At 62.2% G+C, this 20,983-nt stretch carries 20 protein-coding genes; 12 read left to right on the top strand and 8 right to left on the bottom strand.

What is annotated here, in order from left to right; translation table 11 throughout:
* Position 1 precedes the first annotated feature (1 nt).
* Positions 2-1,063 carry an ABC transporter permease gene (locus SS05631_RS26175; protein ID WP_037421217.1) on the top strand — a complete coding sequence of 354 codons (1,062 nt, stop codon included), beginning with the start codon at positions 2-4 and terminating at the stop codon, positions 1,061-1,063.
* Between the two features lie 46 nt (positions 1,064-1,109).
* Positions 1,110-2,210, top strand: a complete 1,101-nt coding sequence (locus SS05631_RS26170; RefSeq protein WP_037421214.1) for a substrate-binding domain-containing protein — start codon at positions 1,110-1,112, stop codon at positions 2,208-2,210.
* Between the two features lie 42 nt (positions 2,211-2,252).
* On the opposite strand, the gene SS05631_RS26165 is transcribed toward SS05631_RS26170, so the two are convergent.
* On the bottom strand, positions 2,253-3,272 hold the full coding sequence (locus SS05631_RS26165; protein ID WP_037421211.1) for a LacI family DNA-binding transcriptional regulator: 1,020 nt from the start codon (positions 3,270-3,272) through the stop codon (positions 2,253-2,255).
* Positions 3,273-3,551: 279 nt separating this feature from the next.
* Here SS05631_RS26165 and SS05631_RS26160 point away from each other — a divergent pair, with 279 nt between their 5' ends.
* The 4 genes from SS05631_RS26160 (at position 3,552) to SS05631_RS26145 (ending at position 6,492) form a co-directional block, all read left to right on the top strand.
* Positions 3,552-4,355, top strand: coding sequence for a transporter substrate-binding domain-containing protein (locus SS05631_RS26160; protein ID WP_037421208.1), 804 nt, complete (start codon positions 3,552-3,554; stop codon positions 4,353-4,355).
* Positions 4,356-4,419: 64 nt separating this feature from the next.
* Positions 4,420-5,124 carry an amino acid ABC transporter permease gene (locus SS05631_RS26155; RefSeq protein WP_037421206.1) on the top strand — a complete coding sequence of 235 codons (705 nt, stop codon included), beginning with the start codon at positions 4,420-4,422 and terminating at the stop codon, positions 5,122-5,124.
* Complete coding sequence (locus SS05631_RS26150; RefSeq protein ID WP_037421203.1) at positions 5,121-5,780, top strand: amino acid ABC transporter permease; 660 nt, start codon at positions 5,121-5,123, stop codon at positions 5,778-5,780. Before SS05631_RS26155 ends, SS05631_RS26150 begins: the two co-directional genes overlap by 4 nt.
* Positions 5,761-6,492: an amino acid ABC transporter ATP-binding protein gene (locus tag SS05631_RS26145; protein WP_037421200.1), complete on the top strand. Its 732-nt coding sequence runs from the start codon at positions 5,761-5,763 to the stop codon at positions 6,490-6,492. Before SS05631_RS26150 ends, SS05631_RS26145 begins: the two co-directional genes overlap by 20 nt.
* Before the next feature lie 64 nt (positions 6,493-6,556).
* Here the strand turns inward: SS05631_RS26145 and SS05631_RS26140 are convergent, their stop codons facing one another.
* From SS05631_RS26140 to SS05631_RS26130, 3 genes are all read right to left on the bottom strand, one after another.
* Positions 6,557-7,507 carry a DUF2950 domain-containing protein gene (locus SS05631_RS26140; protein WP_037421198.1) on the bottom strand — a complete coding sequence of 317 codons (951 nt, stop codon included), beginning with the start codon at positions 7,505-7,507 and terminating at the stop codon, positions 6,557-6,559.
* A gap of 20 nt (positions 7,508-7,527) precedes the next feature.
* Complete coding sequence (locus SS05631_RS26135) at positions 7,528-8,925, bottom strand: DUF3300 domain-containing protein (protein ID WP_095678100.1); 1,398 nt, start codon at positions 8,923-8,925, stop codon at positions 7,528-7,530.
* 77 nt (positions 8,926-9,002) lie between these two features.
* Entirely contained in the window at positions 9,003-9,263 is a 261-nt protein-coding gene (locus SS05631_RS26130) for a hypothetical protein (protein WP_037421181.1), read from the bottom strand.
* A 294-nt stretch (positions 9,264-9,557) separates the two neighbouring features.
* Here SS05631_RS26130 and arcD point away from each other — a divergent pair, with 294 nt between their 5' ends.
* The 6 genes from arcD to SS05631_RS26100 all read left to right on the top strand — a co-directional run bounded on the left by arcD (position 9,558) and on the right by SS05631_RS26100 (position 16,392).
* Positions 9,558-11,030, top strand: coding sequence for an arginine-ornithine antiporter (gene arcD, locus SS05631_RS26125; protein WP_050988283.1), 1,473 nt, complete (start codon positions 9,558-9,560; stop codon positions 11,028-11,030).
* 48 nt (positions 11,031-11,078) lie between these two features.
* Positions 11,079-12,308, top strand: a complete 1,230-nt coding sequence (gene arcA / locus SS05631_RS26120) for an arginine deiminase (RefSeq protein WP_037421179.1) — start codon at positions 11,079-11,081, stop codon at positions 12,306-12,308.
* A 37-nt stretch (positions 12,309-12,345) separates the two neighbouring features.
* Positions 12,346-13,350 carry an ornithine carbamoyltransferase gene (locus SS05631_RS26115; protein ID WP_037421176.1) on the top strand — a complete coding sequence of 335 codons (1,005 nt, stop codon included), beginning with the start codon at positions 12,346-12,348 and terminating at the stop codon, positions 13,348-13,350.
* A 2-nt stretch (positions 13,351-13,352) separates the two neighbouring features.
* The gene (arcC, locus tag SS05631_RS26110) at positions 13,353-14,315 is read left to right on the top strand and encodes a carbamate kinase (protein WP_037421173.1); all 963 of its coding nucleotides are present in this window, start codon (positions 13,353-13,355) and stop codon (positions 14,313-14,315) included.
* Between the two features lie 2 nt (positions 14,316-14,317).
* The gene (locus SS05631_RS26105; protein WP_037421170.1) at positions 14,318-15,793 is read left to right on the top strand and encodes a Na+/H+ antiporter NhaC family protein; all 1,476 of its coding nucleotides are present in this window, start codon (positions 14,318-14,320) and stop codon (positions 15,791-15,793) included.
* 128 nt (positions 15,794-15,921) lie between these two features.
* The gene (locus SS05631_RS26100) at positions 15,922-16,392 is read left to right on the top strand and encodes a hypothetical protein (RefSeq protein ID WP_037421167.1); all 471 of its coding nucleotides are present in this window, start codon (positions 15,922-15,924) and stop codon (positions 16,390-16,392) included.
* A 96-nt stretch (positions 16,393-16,488) separates the two neighbouring features.
* On the opposite strand, the gene ppk2 is transcribed toward SS05631_RS26100, so the two are convergent.
* The 4 genes from ppk2 to SS05631_RS26080 form a co-directional block, all read right to left on the bottom strand.
* Complete coding sequence (ppk2, locus tag SS05631_RS26095; protein ID WP_037421164.1) at positions 16,489-17,343, bottom strand: polyphosphate kinase 2; 855 nt, start codon at positions 17,341-17,343, stop codon at positions 16,489-16,491.
* Positions 17,344-17,414: 71 nt separating this feature from the next.
* Entirely contained in the window at positions 17,415-19,115 is a 1,701-nt protein-coding gene (locus SS05631_RS26090; protein WP_037421161.1) for a SulP family inorganic anion transporter, read from the bottom strand.
* A gap of 16 nt (positions 19,116-19,131) precedes the next feature.
* Positions 19,132-20,361, bottom strand: a complete 1,230-nt coding sequence (locus SS05631_RS26085) for an HlyD family secretion protein (RefSeq protein ID WP_037421158.1) — start codon at positions 20,359-20,361, stop codon at positions 19,132-19,134.
* 3 nt (positions 20,362-20,364) lie between these two features.
* Positions 20,365-20,862 carry a hypothetical protein gene (locus SS05631_RS26080; RefSeq protein ID WP_037421155.1) on the bottom strand — a complete coding sequence of 166 codons (498 nt, stop codon included), beginning with the start codon at positions 20,860-20,862 and terminating at the stop codon, positions 20,365-20,367.
* Positions 20,863-20,983: the final 121 nt, after the last annotated feature.

Below are 20,983 nucleotides of genomic sequence, written 5' to 3'. Positions count from 1 at the left end.
AATGCAGTCGATTGAATCCACCGCTCTTGAACCGACAAGAGGCGAGCTTGCCGGCCTCAGCCTGGCGCAGAAGCTGATCCGCTTCCTGCCGGTCTATGGCCTCGTCATCTTGACGCTGCTGCTGATCGTGCTGTTCTCGCTGCTCCTGCCGCAGACCTTTCCGACGGTGCTCAATGTCCGCTCGATCATCTCCGACAAGGCGATCATCGCGATCCTGTCGCTGGCGGCGATGATCCCGATGGCCTCCGGCCGCATCGACCTGACGGTCGGCTACGGCATCGTCCTCTGGCACATCCTGGCAATCAGCCTGCAGACGATGTTCGGCGTGCCCTGGCCGGTCGCCGTCGTCATCGTGCTGCTGCTCGGCGCGCTGACCGGTTTCCTCAACGGCCTGCTCGTCGAGGTGGCGCGGATCGACTCCTTCATCGCCACGCTCGGCACCGGAACCATCCTCTATGCGCTGGCGCTCTGGCACACCGGCGGCCGACAGGTCGTCGGCGTCCTGCCGGAGGGCTTCTATTCCATGAACGGGACGATGCTGCTCGGCCTGCCGATCACCGGCTTCTATGTGCTCGTCCTGGCGCTGGCGCTGTGGCTGGTGCTCGAATATCTGCCGATCGGCCGCTATGTCTACGCGATCGGTGCGAACCCCAAGGCGGCGGCGCTGAACGGCATTCCGGTGCGCCGCTTCGTCATCGGCGCCTTCGTCTCCTCCGGCACGCTCGCCGCGCTTGCCGGCGTGCTGCTCGCCTCGAAGCTTAGGATCGGCCAAGCGAGCGTCGGCCTCGAATATCTGCTGCCGGCACTGGTCGGGGCCTTCCTCGGCTCGACCACCATCAAGCCCGGCCGTGTCAATGTCTGGGGCACGATGATCGGCGTGATCATCCTCGCCGTCGGCATCTCCGGCATCCAGCAATTCGGCGGCTCGTTCTTCGTCGAACCGCTCTTCAACGGCGTCACCTTGCTCGTCGCGATCGGCATCGCCGGCTACGCGCAGCGCAGGAGGGGAACGGTGACGCGCAAGCCGTCGGCGGCCGTCCCGGAGCCGGCTGGAACGAAGTGAACTCAAAAATCTGCATCGAATAACGAACCCAAGGGAGGACGGGTATATGAAACGCAGGACTTTCATGACAGGCACGGTGGTGGCAATCGCACTGATGGGCGCCAATGTCGCCTTTGCCGATCCGATGGCCGATGCTCAGGCAATCGTCACGAAATATGCCAACCAGGTGACCGTCTGGGACGGGCCGACGGCGGGGCCGAAGGCTCAGGAGGGCAAGACCATCGTCGTGCTCGCCGGCGACCTCAAAAACGGCGGCATCCTCGGCGTCACCACCGGCATCGAGGAGGCTGCGGCCGCGATCGGCTGGGAGGTAAAGGTGATCGACGGCGCCGGCTCGATCGGCGGCCGCACGGCGGCTTTCGGCCAGGCCATGGCGCTGAAGCCGGCCGGCATCATCATCAACGGCTTCGACGCCGTCGAGCAGGCGCCGGCCCTCGAACAGGCCAAGGCCGCCGGCATTCCGCTCGTCGCCTGGCATGCCGGGCCGGTGATCGGGCCGGACGATAAGACCGGGCTCTTCGCCAATGTCAGCACCGACGCGATGGAAGTGTCGAAGGCTGCCGCCAACTGGGCCTTCGTCGACGCCAAGGGCAAGCCCGGCGTGGTGATCTTCACCGACTCGACCTATGCGATCGCCATTGCCAAGGCCGACAAGATGAAGACCGAAATCGAAGCGCTCGGCGGCAAGGTGCTCGAATATGTCGACACGCCGATCGCGGAGACGTCGCAGCGCATGCCGCAATTGACCACCTCGCTCCTGCAGAAATACGGCGACCAATGGACCCATTCGCTGGCGATCAACGACCTCTATTTCGATTTCATGGGACCGTCGCTTGCCGCCGCCGGCAAGGGCGGCACCGACGCGCCGATCAACGTCGCCGCCGGCGACGGTTCGGAATCCGCCTATCAGCGCATCCGCGCCGGCCAATTTCAGAAGGTCACGGTTGCCGAGCCGCTCAACCTGCAGGGCTGGCAGCTGGTCGACGAACTGAACCGCGCCTTCGCCGGCGAAAAATGGTCGGGCTACCTGTCGCCGCTGCATGTGGTGACCGCCGACAATGTCGAGTTCGACGGCGGCCCGAAGAACACCTTCGATCCCGACAACGGCTATCGCAACCATTACAAGAAGCTCTGGGGCAAGATGTAATCTCCCAGGACTGGGGCACCGCGAATGGTGCCCCTTTTTTTGCTATGCGGCTACGGTGGTATTGCCCTGCACCACCTTGAGCGTCGCCTGCCAGGCCCCCGGCACCTCCTTCGCCGCGATCATCTGCAGCAGCGCCTGTGCCGCCTTCTCGCCGATCTCCGTTCGCGCCATGTCGATCGTCGTGAGCCGTGTTCGGACGGCGTTGGCCAGCGATGTGCCGTTGAAGCCGACAACAGAAATCCGGTCGGGCACCGAAATCCCGGCCTGGTGCAGGTAGGAAAGACCGCCGAGCGCCATGGCGTCGTTGAGAAAGTGGATGGCATCGACGTCGGGGTGCGCCCGCATCAGCTCTTCCGTCAGAAAGCGTCCGGTGACGGCCTGGCGTGGCCGGTCGTCGCAAGTCACGTTCAGGAGATCGATGCCTGCCGCGGCAAGAGCCGACTTGAGAGAAAGATAGCGGCGGCGGGCGCAGAGATCCTTGTCGAGCTCGGCGCCCACATAGGCAATGCGGCGTAGGCCGCGCTCAAGGAAATGCTTTGCCACAAGCAGTCCGGCCTCCTCGTGCGACGGGCCGGCGCTGAAATCCAACGCCCCGGCGTCGCAATCCCAAAGCTGGATCGCCGGGCAGTTTCGCCGGGCTAGCAGCTTTTCCGCCTCCGCGCTCCGCGCCATGCCGCCGTTCAAGAGGAGGCCGGCCGGACGGAACGACAGCATGGCGCGGATGAGCTCGGTTTCGGTCTGCGGGTCGAACAGCGATTCGCCGATGAAGGTCTGAAAGCCCTCTGGCCGAAGCGCCGCATTGATGCCGCTCAGGACCTCCGAAAAGACGATGTCGCTGATCGACGGAATGATCACCGCCACCATTCGGCTCTTGCGGGAACTCAGCGTCCCGGCAAGATGGTTTGGCAGATAGCCGAGCTCGTCGGCGGCTTGCTTCACCCGCCGGCGCGTTTCCGCCGAAATGTTTCCGGCGCCGCGCAGCACCTTTGAGACGGTCATCCGGCTGACGCCGGCCCTGACCGCCACGTCGTGAAGCGTGATCACCTTTCCGCGCAGGTTCACTCGATCCTCCTTTTCGCCAAATATCGCTTCGCCGATTGACGAGCGGCTTTGTTATCGATAACATCAGCCTAAGTTAACGATAACCTTCGGCGCCTTTCAAGGGAAAACAGCCGGAAAGAATGAGTTGTTTGCCTGCGGGCGTCGCATCGGCGCTCGCGGCGAGATGGTGCCGCTGCGCCTGCGAAGGCCCGGCGGCAAGAGGGCGATGTTCGGACTTCGAGAGCCCGCGAGGAGCGGGCAGAGTCCGGCAATGACGATTTACCAAGTGGAGGAGAAACCATGACGATTTCAAATTTTCTGCGTACAATGGTGGCAGCCGTCGGCATAGCCGCGGCCGGTCTCGCTTCGGTCGCCGAGGCGCAAGCAGCCACGCTCAATGACATCATCTCGCGCGGCACCGTCCGCATCGGCGTGCTGACGGGCGCGCCGCCGATGGGCATGGTCGACGAGCAGGGCAATCCCACCGGCTACGACGTCGACGTGGCGAATCTGATCGCCGGCTATTTGTCGCTTCCGGTCGAACTCGTCCCGCTGACGCCGCCGGCGCGAATCCCGGCGCTGCAGACCGGCAAGGTCGATTTCCTCGTCGCCACGCTGGCGCCGACCGGCGAGCGCGCCAAGACGGTGATGTTCACCCAGCCCTACAGCGCCTTCAACATGGACATCATCTCCGGTGCCGACCAGAAATTCGCCAAGTTGGCCGATCTCGAAGGCAAGCGCGTCGCCGTCAACCGCGGCTCGTCGCAGGAAACGGCGCTGCGCAAGGCGGCGGTCCCAAACCTGGAAATCGTTGTCTACGAGGATGATTCCACCAGCGCCCAGGCGCTGATCGCCGGACAGGTCGATGCGGTCGCGCTGCCCTCGACGGTCGGCGAGGCGATCATCAAGCAGCGCCCGGATGCCGGCCTGCAGGTCGGCTTCACCTTCTTCCAGCAGGGCAATTCGATGGCGACCCGGATGGAGGACTATGAGATCCGCCAGTGGCTCAACACCGCCATCTACCTGATGAAGATCTCCGGCGATCTCGACAAGATCGCCACGAAGTGGACCGGCCGGCCGATGCCGGCGCTGCCGACCTTCTGATTGCGTCTCTCAAAGATTCGCCGGCGATACATCCGGCGAATCTTTCAACGTCGACGGAGTCTTCATGTCCTATACGTTTCAGTTCGGCGTGCTGGCCCAATACCACGACCAGCTCCTCAGCGGCATCTGGCTGACGATCAAGATTTCGGTGCTGTCGATCATCCTCGGCTGCGCCGCCGGCATCCTGCTTGCCTCTGTCCGATCCATCTGGGGCGGTGCGGTCCGCTTTCTCGTGGATGCTTATGTCGAGATCATCCGCAACACGCCCTTCCTGGTCCAGTTGTTCATCGTCTATTTCGGCCTGCCGGGGCTCGGCCTGCGCGTCGGGGCCGACACGGCCGCGCTGATCGGCATGACGATCAATCTTGCCGCCTATTCGACCGAGATCATCCGCGCCGGCATCGAGGCGGTGCACAAGTCTCAGATCGAGGCCGGCGAGGCGCTCGGGTTCACCCGCTTCCAGATCTACCGCCACGTCATCATCGTGCCGGCGATCGCCAAGGTCTATCCGGCGCTCTGCAGCCAATTCGTGCTGATGATGCTGGCCTCCAGCATCTGCTCGGCGATCTCGACCCAGGAACTCGCCGCCTCGGCCGCTTTCGTCGAATCGCAGACCTATAGGTCCTTCGAAATTTATATCGCCGTGACCCTGATCTATCTCGTCCTGGCGCTGGCGCTGCGCGCCGCCCTTGCGGCTGGCGGCATGTGGCTCTTCGGCCGCCGCATCGCCCGGCGAACGATGACGGCCCTCCCGGAGGTGCAGGCATGACCTTCAAGACCTTCGGCCTCGACCAGTTCGGCTTTCTGCTGTTTTCGCTGCAATGGACGCTCCTGCTGACGGTGATCGCGCTGATCGGCGGCGGTCTCCTCGGCTTCGCCATGGCGCTCGCCCGCACGTCGCGGCTGAAGCCGCTGCGGCTTGCCGCCGCCACCTATATCCAGGTGATCCAGGGCATCCCGGTGCTGATGATTCTGTTCCTCTCCTACTACGGCCTCAGTCTCGCCGGCTTCGAACTGCCGCCGCTCATTGCCGCAGGCGCCTCGATGACGATCTACGCCTCTGGCTATCTGGCGGAGATCTGGCGGGGCTGCATCCAGGCCGTGCCGAAGCAGCAATGGGAGGCATCGGAATCCCTCGCCATGACCCGGCTGCAGCAATATCGCTATGTGGTCCTGCCGCAGGCGATCCACATCTCTCTGCCGCCGACGGTCGGCTTTGCCGTCCAGGTGGTGAAGAACACCTCGATCACCTCGATCATCGGCTTTGTCGAACTCGCCCGGGCCGGGCAGCTCATCAACAATGCGACGTTCCAGCCGTTCCGCGTCTTCCTGGCGGTGGCCGCCCTCTATTTCGTCGTCTGTTACCCATTGTCCCAGCTCTCGCGCTTGCTGGAAAGGAGGCTTCATGCCGGAAGTAGTCGTTGAAAACGTCCACAAGAGCTTTGGCGCTCTCGAAGTCCTCAAGGGCGTGTCGCTGTCGGTGGGGCGCGGCGAAGTCTTTGCGCTGATCGGACGTTCGGGCTCGGGCAAGAGCACGCTGCTGCGCTGCATGAACGGGCTCGAGAAGATCAATTCGGGCAAGATCGAGATCGCCGGTCACGCGCTCGGGGGCGATGCCAAGGCGCTGCGCAAGCTGCGCACCGATGTCGGCATCGTCTTCCAGAGCTACAATCTCTTCCCGCATCTGACGGTCGGCGAGAACATCATGTTGGCGCCGCGGATCGTCAAGGACGTGGCGAAGGCGAAGGCGTGGGACGTTGCCCGCGAAGTGCTGCAACTCGTCGGGCTGTCGGAAAAGTTCGATTCCTATCCGGACCAGCTTTCCGGCGGTCAGCAGCAACGCGTCGCCATCGCCCGCTCGCTCGCCATGCGGCCGAAGGTGATGCTTTTCGACGAGGTGACCTCGGCGCTCGACCCGGAACTCACCGAAGAGGTGCTGATGGTGATGGAACAGCTCGCCCGCGACGGCATGACCATGATCCTGGTGACGCACGAAATGGGTTTCGCCCGCCGCGTCGCCACTCAGACCATCTTCATGCACAAGGGAAAGATCTGGGAACAGGGGCCGTCAGCGGCTCTCTTCGCCGATCCGCAAACGCCGGAACTGCGCCAGTTCGTCAAATCCGACGTCAAGTGAGGGTTGCCGCTTCGGTCGGGGCCCTCCGGAAGCGCATGTCGGCGCATTTCTCGCCGACATGCATTTAATCCGCCACGACGCTCCAAGTGTCGTCCGGGTTGAAACGGTCGATGAACGGCACGATCGCTTCGGTGCTGGCCCCCAGATCGCGCTCGTAGACAATGCCCTGCTGATTGACGAGGAAGGTCTTGACGCCCGTCTCGGCATAGCGGACCGGCCAGGCGATCAGCGCGAAGCCGGCGATCATGTTGTCGTTGATGACATAGTCGTACCGGCCGCCGGCGATGTTGTCGCCTTGTGACGTAAGGATGCGGTAGCGATAGCCGAAATAGCCTTCGCCGGCCTTGGCCTTTTCCAGCGCCGCCTCGCTGATGGCGTCACCGACCGGGCTCTCGCCATCGCCCTGCTCCGCCGGCCAGTAGAGGCCGTCGGTCTGGCCGGCGGTGCTGATCAGCTTCTGGGCGTATTCGAGGACGCCGTCAGCGTCGCGATCCCGACTGGCATAGTCCTTCTGCGCCTCGACATAGGCGCGCACCGTCTCGATCGCCTCGAGCTCGTTCTCGCCGACGCGTCGGTTGACGATCTCCTCAAGCCCGATATAGGTGTCGAAGGCCCATTTGCCGTCCTCGCCTTTGCTGACCGGGAAGGGCAGCGGCCAGAGCCGGTCGCCGATCTCGATGATCTTGCGGCCCTCGAGATCGCGCACTCGCATGTTGCGGGCCGCGCCCTCGCGAATCTGCGCGAAGGTGTCCATCGCCCCTTCGCCGGTCCTGAGCTTCGCCGCGTCGAGGCCGAGCAGCTTGGCGACCCCGTCGAAGTCATTGGCGGCAAGCGCCGATTTGAGCGCCTCCACCGCCTTGGCCGGATCGTCGAAGGCCGGCGGATCCTCCTGCGCGGCATAGTCTTCGATATTTTCCGGCGGCTTCACCTGCGCGAAGCTCAAATCGATGGATGCCACCGCGAGCGTGACCCCGATCGCCGTTCCGATAAGAAGAGAATGAAAGAGCTTGCTCATGATCGTTCTCCCTCGTCCGCTTAACGTCTGCCGCCGCGTCCGCCACCGCGGCCACCCCCGCCGCGGCCCATCGGCGGCCTGCCGCCTCCGCGGCTTATTTGCGGCCGCCCGCCGCCACGATGGCCGCCACCCATGCTATGGCCGCCGCGCCGCGACGAAGCCATCTCGCGCCGGCCGTGATTGACGTTGCCGAGGCCCGACGGCTTCCTTGGCCGGTTCTGCGCCTTCGAGGCCATCTTCTTCTTGCCGGCCGGCCGGTTGACCGAGGACTTCTTGCCCTTCGGCCGGTTGACGCTCGGCTTGCCGCCGTCGGCTCTCGCCTTCGCCACCGCCTGCCCGCCGCCGGGGCGTGTTGAGGGCCGCGCGGACGCTTCCCGTCTCGGCTGCGCCTTAAGTCCCTCGAGCGTGCTCTTGCGCACATCCTTGAGCCCACCGCCGCTGCCGCCCGGTCGCGCCTGCGGCCGGTTTCGGTTGATCTCGGCGGCGCGGTTGCGCAGGTTGTTGTCGCCCCTGGCCTTGATGTTGTTCTTGATCTTCGTCCGGTCGAACTTATTTAGCTGGTCGCGGTCGAAGCTGAGCTTACTGCGGTCGACATTCTTCCAGTCGATGTCGTTGAAGTTGAGCTTGCCGTCGAAGTCGATGTTGTTGAAGCACTTGTTGCAGTCGACGTCGATGTCGCCGTCCCAGTCGCCGCCCCAGACACCCCAATCGTCCCAATCGACGATGGCGCCGAAGATCGCTCCGGTGACGGCACCGGCGAAGAAGGCGGCGCCCGGATACCAGTAGGCCGGATAGGGCTCGTCATAATAGTCGATCGGCACCGGCGCATAGTCCGGCTCGTAGAGCATCTCCGGCGGGTACTGCGGCACATAAATGGTTTCCGGGCTCGCCGACTGGATGATGATGTTGTCACCCTCCTCGACCACCTTGATCTTGTCGTCGGTCTTGATGATGTCCTTGGCGACGGCCTCGTCGCGCAACTGCTGAATGGCGATCAGCACGTCCTTCTGCTGGTTGGCGATCGCCTCGCCGAAGCTCTGTGTCCATTCGAGATCCTCGCTCATCATCTTGACGATCTCGGGATAGTTGAGCAGCGAGATGACGCTGCCGTCCCAGCTTTCCTTCGGTTTCAGCTCGGGCTTCTTCTTGCGGGCCTCGAGGAACCGCTCGGCTTCGACGATCTGCAGCGGATAGAGCGAGGCGGCCGAGACCAGCGCCACCAGCTCGTCCGGATAGAGGGCGATCGGCGCGACCAGGACTTCGAGCTCCTCGTCGCTGAGCGGCTCGGGCGCCGCCTCGGCCGGCGCAGCCGGTGCAGGGGTTTCCTTCTGCTGGGCCAGAACGAGACCGCCGGGTGTCAGGAGCGCCAGAGCAACTGCCGTGGCGCGGCAAAGCACGAGAATCCGCTGTTTGTCCATTTTCCTACCCCCGGGGCAAGAGCTTTCGAACGGATGCGCGGTGCGACGGGTGGGTGCACCGTCGCGCCGGGCTTTGCTCATGGCTGAGCGTTGGTTGCAGGATTTTTCGGGGGCGGCTTTACTGGTCTGTTGATTGTACCCGTGGCGCCCGGATCCGGCCTTTGTGCCGCGTCTCTTCGTTTGAGGAGATACTTGTTGATGGGCTCTCGCTGACCGTCGATGATGCGCTGGTTTATGTCGATGCCATCATAGTACTCGTCTGCGGCCGTGGGCGCCGCGGCACCTAGCACCAGCGAAAAGACAATCACCGCCGCTCGATTTGTCGGAGTCTTGTACATTGTCAAATCCCTCCTGCGTGCAGGCAATTCTTCCTTTTATTATGTAACCGGAGGGCCAGTCGTTGATCGCAATCAACAGGGGACAAAATTACCGCTGCGCCTTGGCAAACCGCCGAGGTTTGAAGGAAAACCGACGGGGTCAGCCGCCATTTGTCTCAAATCAATGACATGCCGACGGTCCATTCCTAAAGTTGACGGAGTGGAACGGGCGCGTCTCACCGAACGCCCAATGCCGCTATGCCCGACGAGCTGAATCGCATGGATGCAACGACCGCATGCGACTTGGAGGGAGACATGACGATAGCGCAAGAGGGCACCTTCAAATCCGAGGCGCATTCCGACAAGCTGACGCTCCTGCCGCTTACCGCGCTTGTGGTGGGGTCGATGATCGGGGGCGGCGTTTTCAATTTGCCGTCTGATATGTCGCGCGCCGCGGCCCCCGGGGCGATACTCATCGGGTGGATCATTACTGGTTTCGGCATGCTGATGCTCGCATTTGTCTATCAGACGCTGGCAAACCGCAAACCGGATCTCAACGCCGGCCCCTATGCATACGCCAAGGCTGGGTTTGGCCCGTTCGTGGGCTTCATCAGTGCTTGGGGATATTGGCTCAGCGCTTTCCTTGGAAATGTCGCCTATGCCGTGGCCATCTTTTCCGGACTGTCTTTCTTCATCCCGGTGTTCGAAGATGGCAACAATCTCGTTTCGATTGTCGGCGCCTCGTTCTGCCTCTGGGCCATTCATTGGCTCGTGCTGAAAGGTGTCAAGCAGGCTGCCTTCGTCAACATCGTGACGACCATCGCCAAGCTCGCGCCGCTCTTCCTTTTCGTCCTGATTGCAATCGTCGCGTTCAATTGGGACAGGTTCACGCTCGACTTCTGGGGCCGTGGTGGTGCCCTCGATGCCCCCGACCTCGGCAGCGTCATGGCGCAGGTGAAAAGCACTATGCTGGTCACCTTGTGGGTCTTCATTGGTATAGAAGGGGCGAGCGTCTACTCGGCGCGCGCGGCCCGGCGCTCCGACGTTGGCCGGGCGACGGTAATCGGTTTTATCGGAGCGCTTGGAATCTACGTCCTCGTGTCCTTGCTTTCGACGGGCATATTGAGCCAGCCTGAACTCGCCGGCCTCAAGGTGCCGTCAATGGCCGGGGTGCTGCAGCCGCTCGTCGGACAATGGGGAGCAGCCCTGATCAATGCAGGGTTGATCGTCTCCGTCGGCGGCGCATTCTTGTCATGGACGTTGCTTTGCTCGGAAATTCCGTACACCTGCGGCCGCGATGGAACATTCCCGAGATGGTTCGCCGCTGACAATGAAAACGGCTCGCCGGTAAACTCACTTTGGGCGACCAATATCCTGATTCAGCTTTTCCTCGTTCTGAGCTTCTTTTCCAAGAGCGCCTACCAGTTCTTCTATTTCATCGCGTCGGTCGCCATACTGCCGCCCTATGTATTTTCCGGAGCCTACGCGCTTAAGCTCGCATTGAGCGGAGAGACTTACCAACAGGCGGCGTCCGGCCGAAGCAAGGATATCGCCATAGGTGCCCTGGCAACGCTCTATGGCATCTGGTTGGTCTATGCTGCCGGGCTCAGCTATCTGTTGATGTGCTCGATCCTGTTCGCCCCCGGCCTCCTTGTCTATGCGAGGGCTAGGCAGGAGCGAGGTGAACGGGCCTTCGCCGGTTTCGAAATCTGGCTCGCGGGACTGGTCGTCCTGCTCGCGATCCTTGCTGCCTATCTGCTGTGGATCGGAAAGATAAGCCCGCTCTGAGCATGGTGGGTCAAGTTGCAAAGACTCCGGTTCAAGGAGGAAACGCGAATGCGCAACTTTGGTGTTCATTCGGAAGTCGGTAAGCTCAGAACTGTGATGGTGTGCAGGCCATCCTTGGCGCATCAACGACTGACCCCGGCCAATTGCCACGACCTGTTGTTCGATGATGTCATCTGGGTCCACGAGGCTCAAAAGGATCACTTCGACTTTGTCCTGAAGATGCAGGAAAGAGGGATCGAAGTACTCGAACTCCATGATCTGCTGGCAGAAACGCTTGCGGATGCGGATGCCCGCACATTCGTCCTCGATCGCCGAATCACGCCGAACGTGTTGGGCTCTCAGATTGCCGAAGCCATGCGCCCTTGGCTCGACGAGATGGATTCGAAACAGCTCGCCGCTTACCTCATCGGTGGAATTGCCATTGAGGACCTCCCCGAGGGCAGAGGCAAGAAGCTGATGGTTGGCGCCTTCGGGGGGCTGGAATTCGTCATCCCCCCCATTCCGAACACGCTTTTTCAGCGTGATCCATCCTGCTGGATCTATAACGGTGTGACATGCAATCCGATGTTCTGGCCGGCGCGCCGTGCCGAAACACTGGTGCAGCGCGCGATCTACAAGTTCCATCCGACCTTCAAGGGAGGCGACTTCCACATCTGGTGGGGCGACTCGGACGAGCAATTTGCCAATGCGACGATGGAGGGCGGCGACGTCATGCCGATCGGCAACGGCACCGTGCTCGTCGGGATGGGGGAGCGGACGACCTATCAGGCCGTCGGGCAAATGGCGAAGACCTTGTTCAGGAACAAGGCAGCGACCCAGGTCATCGGCTGCCTGATGCCGAAGAGCCGGGCCGCGATGCATCTCGATACGGTGTTCAGTTTCTGCGACCGTGACGTCGTGACGCTTTTCGCCGAAGTGGTGGACCAGATCCGCTGCTACAGCATGCACCCCGTCGATGACGACGGCAATTTCGAGGTGCGCGCCGAGGAGCGTCGGATGCTCGAAGTTGTCAGCGAAGCTCTGGGCCTGCGGAAGCTAAGAACCGTCGCCACCGGCGGCAACGCCTATGAGGCGGAGCGAGAGCAATGGGACGATGGCAACAATGTTGTTGCGCTCGAGCCCGGGGTGGTCGTTGCCTACGACCGCAATACGCACACGAATACGCTTCTCAGGAAGGCCGGCATCGAGGTCATCACGATCCGCGGCGCTGAATTGGGTCGGGGCCGAGGCGGCGGCCACTGCATGACATGCCCGATCTGGAGAGAGCCGGCTCACTGAAGAATTCCCCATCCTGATTGGCAAATGGAGCAGCATCATGAGTTTCAATCTCCGCAATCGCTCGCTTCTCACGGTGCAGGACTATACACCTCGCGAGTTTCGTTACCTGCTTGATCTCGCGCGCGATCTGAAACGCGCAAAATACGCGCGCACGGAACAGGAGCATCTAAAGGGCAAGGAAATCTGCCTGATCTTCGAGAAGACTTCGACGCGGACGCGCTGCGCCTTCGAAGTGGCCTGCTCGGATCAGGGGGCGCACGTGACCTATCTCGATCCGGCTGGCTCGCAGATTGGACACAAGGAGTCCTTCAAGGACACGGCCCGCGTACTGGGACGCATGTACGATGCAATTGAATATCGCGGTGCTTCCCAGCACGGCGTTGAGACCTTGGCCAAATATGCCGGCGTGCCCGTCTATAACGGCCTAACCGATGAGTATCATCCCACTCAGATGATCGCCGACGTCATGACGATGCGTGAGCAAAGCGACAAACCAATCAGCGACATCAAATACGCCTATGTCGGTGACACGCGGTCCAACATGGGACATTCGCTGTTGATCGTCGGTTGCCTGCTGGGCATGGACGTGCGGATCTGCGGGCCGAAGTCGCTCTGGCCGTCTGAAGAATTTCAGACCATCGCGAATAGGCTGAAGGATCGCTCGGGAGCGCGCCTGGCGATCACCGACGATCCGCAGGCGGCCGTGGAGGGCGTCGATTTCATCCATACCGATGTCTGGGTATCGATGGGGGAACCGAAGGAGGTCTGGAAGGAGCGAATCCAGCTCCTTACGCCATACCAGGTCAATGCAGGATTGATGCAGGCGAGCGGCAATCCGCAGGTCAAGTTCATGCATTGCCTTCCCGCCTTCCATGACACCGAGACGACCCTCGGAAAGCAGATCGCCAGCGAATACGGAATGGAAAATGGCCTCGAAGTCACCAACGACGTTTTCGAGTCCGAGGCGAACATCGCTTTCGAGCAGGCGGAAAATCGCATGCACACGATCAAGGCGCTGCTGGTCGCAACCTTGGGGGACTGAAGATGCGTGTCGTCATCGCATTGGGGGGCAATGCCCTCCTCAAACGCGGAGAGCCGATGACCGCGGAGGTGCAAAGGCGCAACATCAAGATGGCGGCCGAGGCAATAGCGCCGATCGCTGGCGAGCATCAGCTCGTGATCACGCATGGCAACGGCCCTCAGGTCGGACTGCTTGCACTTCAGGGCGCCGCCTACAAGGCGGACGAAGCCTATCCGCTCGACGTCCTTGGCGCGGAGACGGAGGGTATGATCGGCTATATGCTCGAGCAGGAGCTTGGCAACCTGCTTCCGTTTGAAGTGCCGTTCGCAACTTTGCTCACGATGGTGGAGGTGGACGGCAACGATCCGGCTTTCCAAAACCCCACCAAGTTCGTCGGGCCAGTGTATGAGGCTGACGAGGCGGCGGCGGTTCATCAGGAAAAGGGATGGATCTTCAAGCAGGACGGCAACAAATGGCGTCGCGTCGTCCCGTCTCCCGTTCCCAAGCGGATTTTCGAGATCCGGCCGATCCGCTGGCTTCTCGAAAAGGGGACCATCGTGACCTGCGCCGGCGGCGGCGGCATTCCAACCATGTACGTACCGGACAAGGAGCGGACGCTCGCCGGCGTCGAAGCGGTTATCGACAAGGATCTCTGCTCCGCGCTGCTTGCCCGGGAGCTTTCGGCGGACCTGCTCATCATGGCGACCGACGCCGACGCCGTGTTCACCGATTGGGGAACGGAGAATCAGAAGGCAATCTTCAAGGCCAATCCGGACAAGCTCGGCGCCTATTCGTTTCCGGCCGGTTCGATGGGGCCGAAGGTCGAAGCCGCCTGCGAGTTCGCCAGGCAGACCGGAAAGACCGCCGCGATCGGGGCACTGCAGGACATTGCTGCAATCCTGAATGGCAAACGGGGCACGATAATCAACCCGAATTTTCCGGATATGACCTGGCACGAGCGCGACCCAGCGCCAGTCAGGGGCTGACCATGAACGACATCGTCCGCGACGACACTGCAAGGCCGCCTTCGCTGGTCGACGCACTCATACCCTGTATCGCGCTGGTGATCCTTCTATCGCTTTCCTTCTCCCTTTTTGGCGGCGACGCATCCTCCGGTCCGAACCAGATCGCCTTGCTTTTCTGCGGTATCATCGCGGCGTGCGTCGCCTACAAGAACGGCCTGCCCTGGGCAGGCATTCGCCAAGCGGTTGTCGACGGCATCGCAGCCGGTTTGCCGGCGATCCTCATCCTTCTCGCCGTCGGGGCACTGATCGGCACCTGGGCGATGAGCGGCACGATCATCGCGATGATCTATTACGGGCTGAAGCTGCTGAGCCCGACGTATTTCTACGCGACCACCGCGCTTGTATGCGCTGCGGTCGCCTTCAGCATCGGCAGTTCTTGGACGGTGGCAGGGACGATCGGCATCGGGCTTATGGGTGTCGCCGCCAATATGGGCCTGTCGCCCGCGATCACGGCCGGAGCGGTCATATCGGGCGCCTATTTCGGCGACAAGGCCTCGCCACTGTCGGACACGGTGAATCTGGCGACCGCTACGGCGGGATCGGACATCTACAGTCACATCCGCGAGTCGCTCTGGACGTCGGTACCGACGCTGTCGGTTTGTCTGCTCATCTTCGGGCTCCTTGGGCAGCCGGCCGATTTCGATGCGACGCAAGCCTTGGCAAAGATCGACAGCAAGCTCAGCGTCTCGCTCTGGTCGTTCCTTCCCCTGTTGCTGGTCCTGCTGTTTTCCCTAATCCGCCTGCCACCTTTCGTGGCGATTTTCATCGGCGCTCTTGCGGGTGCAGTCCTCGCGGTTTTGCATGATCCCGAGCGCGTCGCAGTATTTGCCTCAGTGCCGGATCTGCCCTTCGGTCTCGCACTGCTCAAGGGTGCTTGGGCAGCGCTAGCCAACGGCTACGTCTCCGCGACGGGGGAGAAATCCATCGACCTCATCCTGACCCGTGGGGGCATGTCTAGCATGATGAACACGGTCTGGCTCATCGTCGCGGCCCTTGCTTTTGGCGCGGTGGTCGAACATGCCGGTTTGCTGAAGCGGCTGATCGAGCCACTGGTGAGGCGGACCAAATCGGCCGCCGGCCTCATCTCGACGGTCGTCGGCACATCGATAATTTCGAACGTTGTCACGTCGGATCAATATATTTCCGTCGCATTGCCGGGCAGGTTGTTCGGGCCGTCATTCGCGAACCGCGGGATGGCACCTGTCATGCTCTCGCGAGTGGTGGGAGATTCGGCGACCGTGACATCGCCCCTTGTGCCGTGGAACAGTTGCGGCGCGTATATGGCAGCAGCTCTCGGAGTTCCGACTGCCGTCTATGCCGGGTTTTGCTTCTTCAACATTCTGAATCCTTTGGTCGCCATCGCATTTGGATTTCTCGGATGGCGAATGGTGCGGATGAGGGTGCCGGAGACGGGGCACACAAGCCCGGCTCCCGTTTGAGTAAGCATCGGGCGGAAATTCCATGGCTGCCAGAGGGCAAGACCGTGGGCCTGGTGCGAAGCATGGGACATTTTGTGCCTCGCGTGAGGCTGGCCTTTCTTGGTCTTGACTTGAAGTGGAGCAAAGCGATGACGGATCAGAAGGATCTCAATGCCGATAGAAGACCTCCAACCGCGGAAGAGCTTCGCAAACAGGTGCTCGAACGGGAAATGGAGGAAATGGACAGGGAAAGGAAGCTCAAGGCGATTGAGGAGCAGAAACACGCTGACTTCGCTGCCGACTTCTTGAAGAAACACGTGACGGAAGAAGAGATCGCCATGGTGCGCCGTCTCGTCGCCAATGCCGTCAAGGCAGGCAAGTTCGAGGCGATGGTCTACAGCTTTCCGTCCGAACTCTGCACCGACAGCGGTCGGGCGATCAACAGCGCCGATCCCGACTGGCCGCAAACTCTGCAGGGCAAGGCGAAGGAATTCTTCGAACGCTATCAGACCTTCGGCAAGCCGCAGGGCTACAAGTTGAAGGCGATGATCATCAACTTTCCTGGCGGCATGCCCGGTGACGTCGGGCTGTTTCTAAACTGGGCTCCGGACAAGGTCTGAGCCTCAACCTCAAAGTCCATTTGGCGCACGGCGGGTGTCAAAGACACCTGCCGTCTCTTGCTGCCAGCTGACGGGACGCGGTGTGCCCGTCTCGCCTCAGAACACGTTCGGCACGGTGCGGCGGATATGGTTGTCCGGGACGTAGTCGTCGGGCCGCTTCTGGCGCTTGCCGAGTTCAGGTTCGGCAAATTTCACCCGATCGTATGGAATAGAGGACAGGAAATGCGAGATGCAGTTGATGCGCGCGCGCTTCTTGTCGTTGGACGGCACGATCCACCAGGGCGCATAGTCCGTATCGGTCATGCGGATCATTTCGTCATAGGCGCGCGTATAGTCCCACCAACGGCGATAGGATTCGACATCCATCGGACTGAGCTTCCACTGGCGCAGCGGGTCGTCGATGCGCTGCCGGAAGCGGCGTTCCTGCTCCTCCTCGCTGACATCGAGAAAGTACTTGAGCAGGACGATGCCGCTTTCGATCATGGCGGCCTCGAAGCGTGGCGCGAGCTCGAGGAAGCGGCGCGCCTTTTCCTCCGAACAGAACCCCATGACGCGCTCGACGCCGGGCCTGTTGTACCAGGAGCGGTCGAAGATCACGACTTCGCCGGCCGCCGGCAGATGCTGGATATAGCGCTGCATGTAGATCTGCGTCTTCTCCCGGTCGGTCGGCGCCGGAAGTGCGGCGACGCGAAAGACCCGCGGGCTGACACGTTCGGTGATCCGTTTGATCACCCCGCCTTTACCCGCCGCGTCGCGTCCTTCGAAGACGACGACGATACGGGCTCCGGTCTTCTTCACCCAGGCCTGCAAATGGGCGATTTCCTCCTGCAATCTCGCGAGCTCCTTCGCATAGTCGCCGCTCGGCCTCGTCTCGACCGCAGGCGCCTCGGCGAGCCTCCTGTCCTTGTTCTTTTCCTTGCCTTTCTTTCCGTTTTTGCCATTCTTGACCATGTTGCTCCTCCCAGGCTGACCACAGCCTCTTAAATTCACGGTCTGCCCTGCGGGCGCAGTAGAGGACAGCTCTACTGCGCGGCCGTTTCCGCACTGCTTTTCTCGAAGGCGTCAAGCGCGTCATCGAGATCCTCGAAGATCATCCCGGGCCCGATCTTGGCGATCACGCCGGCACGTTCGATAATCGCGCGCGCTTCGAAATGCAGCTCAGCGATCGCGAGTGCTATGCCGCGCCTGTCGAGATCGTCATAAAGCTCATCGAGCATGGCGGCTGCGGAACTGTCGATCTGGGCGATGGCGCTCGCGTCCATGACGAACCAGCTTGTGTCCGCGGGCAGCGTATCGATCACCGCGCGCAGGCGCGCCTGGACGTAATCGGTGTTGAAGAACAGCAGGCTGCCCTGGACCATGAAGAGCGTTAAACCTGGCACCGGTCGCGCCGCCGGGTTGCGGTGGAGCTTGTAGAAGCCGTCATGGCCGGCAAGCCGGCCGAGCAGGGCGTCGCGCGGGAACATGGTTTTCTGCAAAACGTAGACCAGCGTCGCGGCGATCGCCGTCACCACGCCCTCCAAAACGCCGAAGCTGATCGGTCCGGACAAGGCGATCAGCGCGAAGACGAATTCGATGCGGCTGATGCGCCAGATCTCTTTCAAGGCGGAAATATCGATCAGGCTGAGTGCGGTTGCCACCAGCACTGCACCGAGCGTCGGGATCGGCAGGATGCGCAGGACATCGCCGAAATAGAGGAGCACCGCCAGCAATGCTGCCGCCGCGACGATGCTCGCGATCTGCGACCGGCCGCCGACGCTGAAGTTCACTGCGGTGCGCGAGTCCGAAGCGGTGACGGGAAAGGTCCCGAAAAGCCCGGCGGCGATGTTCGCCGCACCGAAGCCCTCGAGTTCGCGATTGGGATCGACCAGGTAGCCGCCCTTGGCCCCGAAGCTGCGGGCAGCGATGATGCCTGAGCCGAAGCTCACCAGAAAGATGGCCCCGGCGCCGAGCAGGAGCGCTTGGAAGGGGAGGCCGGAAACCGCCGGCAGCGTCAGCGACGGCAGCTCGCGCGGGATGTCTCCGACCACCTTGATGCCCTGCCCCTCGAAATCGAACAGGGCCGATGCCAATACTGCGATCGCGACAACCAGCACCGGTCCGGGAATGCGCGATCGCATGAGGCGTGCCGCCTGCAGCAGCGCGAAAGACACGGCGGCAAGCAGCAGCGACGGCCAATGGATCGATCCGGCCTTGCCGAGCAGTTCGAGGACCGGAGCGATGAGGCCGTCAGCTTCGATATCGACGCCGGTGACCCGGTCGATCTGGCCGATCAGGATCGAAAGCGAGATGCCGGCAAAAAAGCCGATCAGGATCGGGCGCGACAGGAACGTCGCAAGCACGCCGAGCCGCACGACCCGTGCGATCAGGCACAAGGCGCCAACGGCAAGCGCCAGCAACGCGGCGACAGTCACCCGATCCTCGGTCACGCCGGGCGTGGCGTAGACCGTGGTGAGCACAGCGGCCAGCACTGTCATGGTCGCCGCGTCCGGCCCGACGATCAGGCGCTGCGACGGGCCGAAGAGGGCGTAGGCGACGAGCGGCGTGATGCTTGCGTAAAGGCCGGTCTCCGGCGGCAGGCCGGCGATGGCCGGATAGGCGATGGCGCTCGGCAGGCCGACCGCTGCGATCGCCAATCCGGCCGAGAGGTCGCTGCACAGCCAGTTCGCCTGATAGCCAGCAAGGTTGGCAATGAGTGGCAGGCGAGGGAGGGTGAGTTGCATCCCCGTCACCTCCGCATCAATGTCCCGTCAGGACCAGCGTCTGGACGGGCAAGAGCAGCGCCTGCAGGCGGAGGATGGCCGCGTGCACAAGCCCCACCGCGTCAACGATATGCAAATACAGCCAGCGCGTCGTGCTGATCCCCGGCGCATGCAATTCGTCGTGATTGCTGGTGTAGGCGTTCGCGATGCAGCTGCTGCCCGGCGGAATTCCGGCAAGCTGGCCCCGATAAAGCGGCTCCAGATAGGTGGTCAGGGTGCCGGGGCGCGCCAGCTGCTGTACGTCGACGAGCTGGTCCGTCGGCCGATACTGTCCGGCGGCGATGACGTCCTGAACCTCGGTGACCACCATCGGAATGATGGTGAACGGCTTGCCGACGCAGGTCGCCTCGGCGATCATCCCGGCTTTCATCACCTGCGCCTCGATCTGACCGAAGCCGGCGATTAGCCCAATGCGCCGGTCCTCCGGCACGAGGATACCGGCCGAGCGGATCATCGGATTGACGATGTCGCCGGGCCTGAGCGTAAATTGCTGCACGGTGCCGGCTACGCCGGCACGTACAGTCGTCTTGTCCAGTTCCACCTGAGCCTGGGCAAGTGCCGCTTCCGCGCTCGCCTTCTGCGCCGGCAGAAGCGAGGCGATCTTCGTCTCCAGCGTCTGCTTGTTCGAGACGGCGGCGGCAAGCCCGCCCTTGCGGCCATCCGCGGCGACCTGCAGCCGCTCGATTTCCCGCCTAGCAACAATATTGGGATTGCGCGTGTTCAGTTCGACCTGCGTCTCGAGTTCGTTTAGCGCCTGGAGATAGGCGCCCTCGGCTTGAGCGATCAGGCCATCGGCCGAGGCAAGTTCGCTCTGCGCCACGGTCATCTCGGCGTCGATTTCCGCAACGCGGCGGCGTGCGGTCTCGAGCGCTGCCTGCTGCTCCTTGTTGTCGAGGCGGAAGAGCGGCGCGCCGGACGCCACCTTCTCGTTGGTGCCGACAAACACCTCCGCCACGCGGCCGTTGGATTCGGGTAGGATCGTAACGGTGCGGAACACCGCGGTGACGTTGGTGGTCGAAGGATGGAAGTAAAAGATCATCGTGATCAGCGAGACGGTCAGGATCACGCAGGCGGTAATGCCGTAACGCAGCTCGAACCACATCGAGTAAAGATTGATCTCCCGGCCGATGCGCTTGCCCTGGACATAGCGGCGAAACAGGAAGTCCGGAAAGATAGTGAGCAGCGAACAGATCAGGAATTCGAGCATGGTTCAGCCCCTCCGCTCCGCCTTTTCGTCGGCCGTGGCTGGCTTGATTTCGAGCGGCACCCATTGCGGCGGCTCCGATGGCGGGTTGTTCGGTCGGGGTTCGATCGGCGCCGCCTCGGAATAGGGTTGGCTTGCCTCCGCCTCTTCCAGTTCCCCGTCGCGACGGGCAATCCTCGCCAGCGAACGGGCCATTGATCTGACCGGGGACGAGAAATCCGGGAACTCGATCATGGCGAGCAGCAGGGCCGCGATCCAGAAGAGATGATTGTGGGTGAAGAGCGCGATCAGGCCCAAGGCGCCGACGATCTGCAACTGCGCTTTGCTGGCACCATGCGCCATGTGCTCCGGAAGCGCGTGCAGGCGGAGGTAAAGAATGCCGACAAGGAAGATCATCAGCAGGACGAAGACGGCCATCACGTTGAAGAGGACGTCGGTCTGCCCCGGCGCGGTGATGAAAGGCGGCAAATGGTCAGCCGCGGCCGGATGCAAAGATTCTTCCATCTATGCGCTCCTCCTGAAGAAAGGCCATGTATTCGGTTGCTGCGCGAAAGCGGTACGCTCGAATACGAATAGAGAAAGCTCGGGACGGATGGCCTTGATTATTCAAGCATAATGATACGCG

Origin of the sequence: Sinorhizobium sp. CCBAU 05631 (genome assembly GCF_002288505.1) — a bacterium.
GTDB lineage: Bacteria > Pseudomonadota > Alphaproteobacteria > Rhizobiales > Rhizobiaceae > Sinorhizobium > Sinorhizobium fredii_C.
Note: the sequence above shows the minus strand (reverse complement) of the source record. Positions and strands in the feature narration are given on the sequence as shown.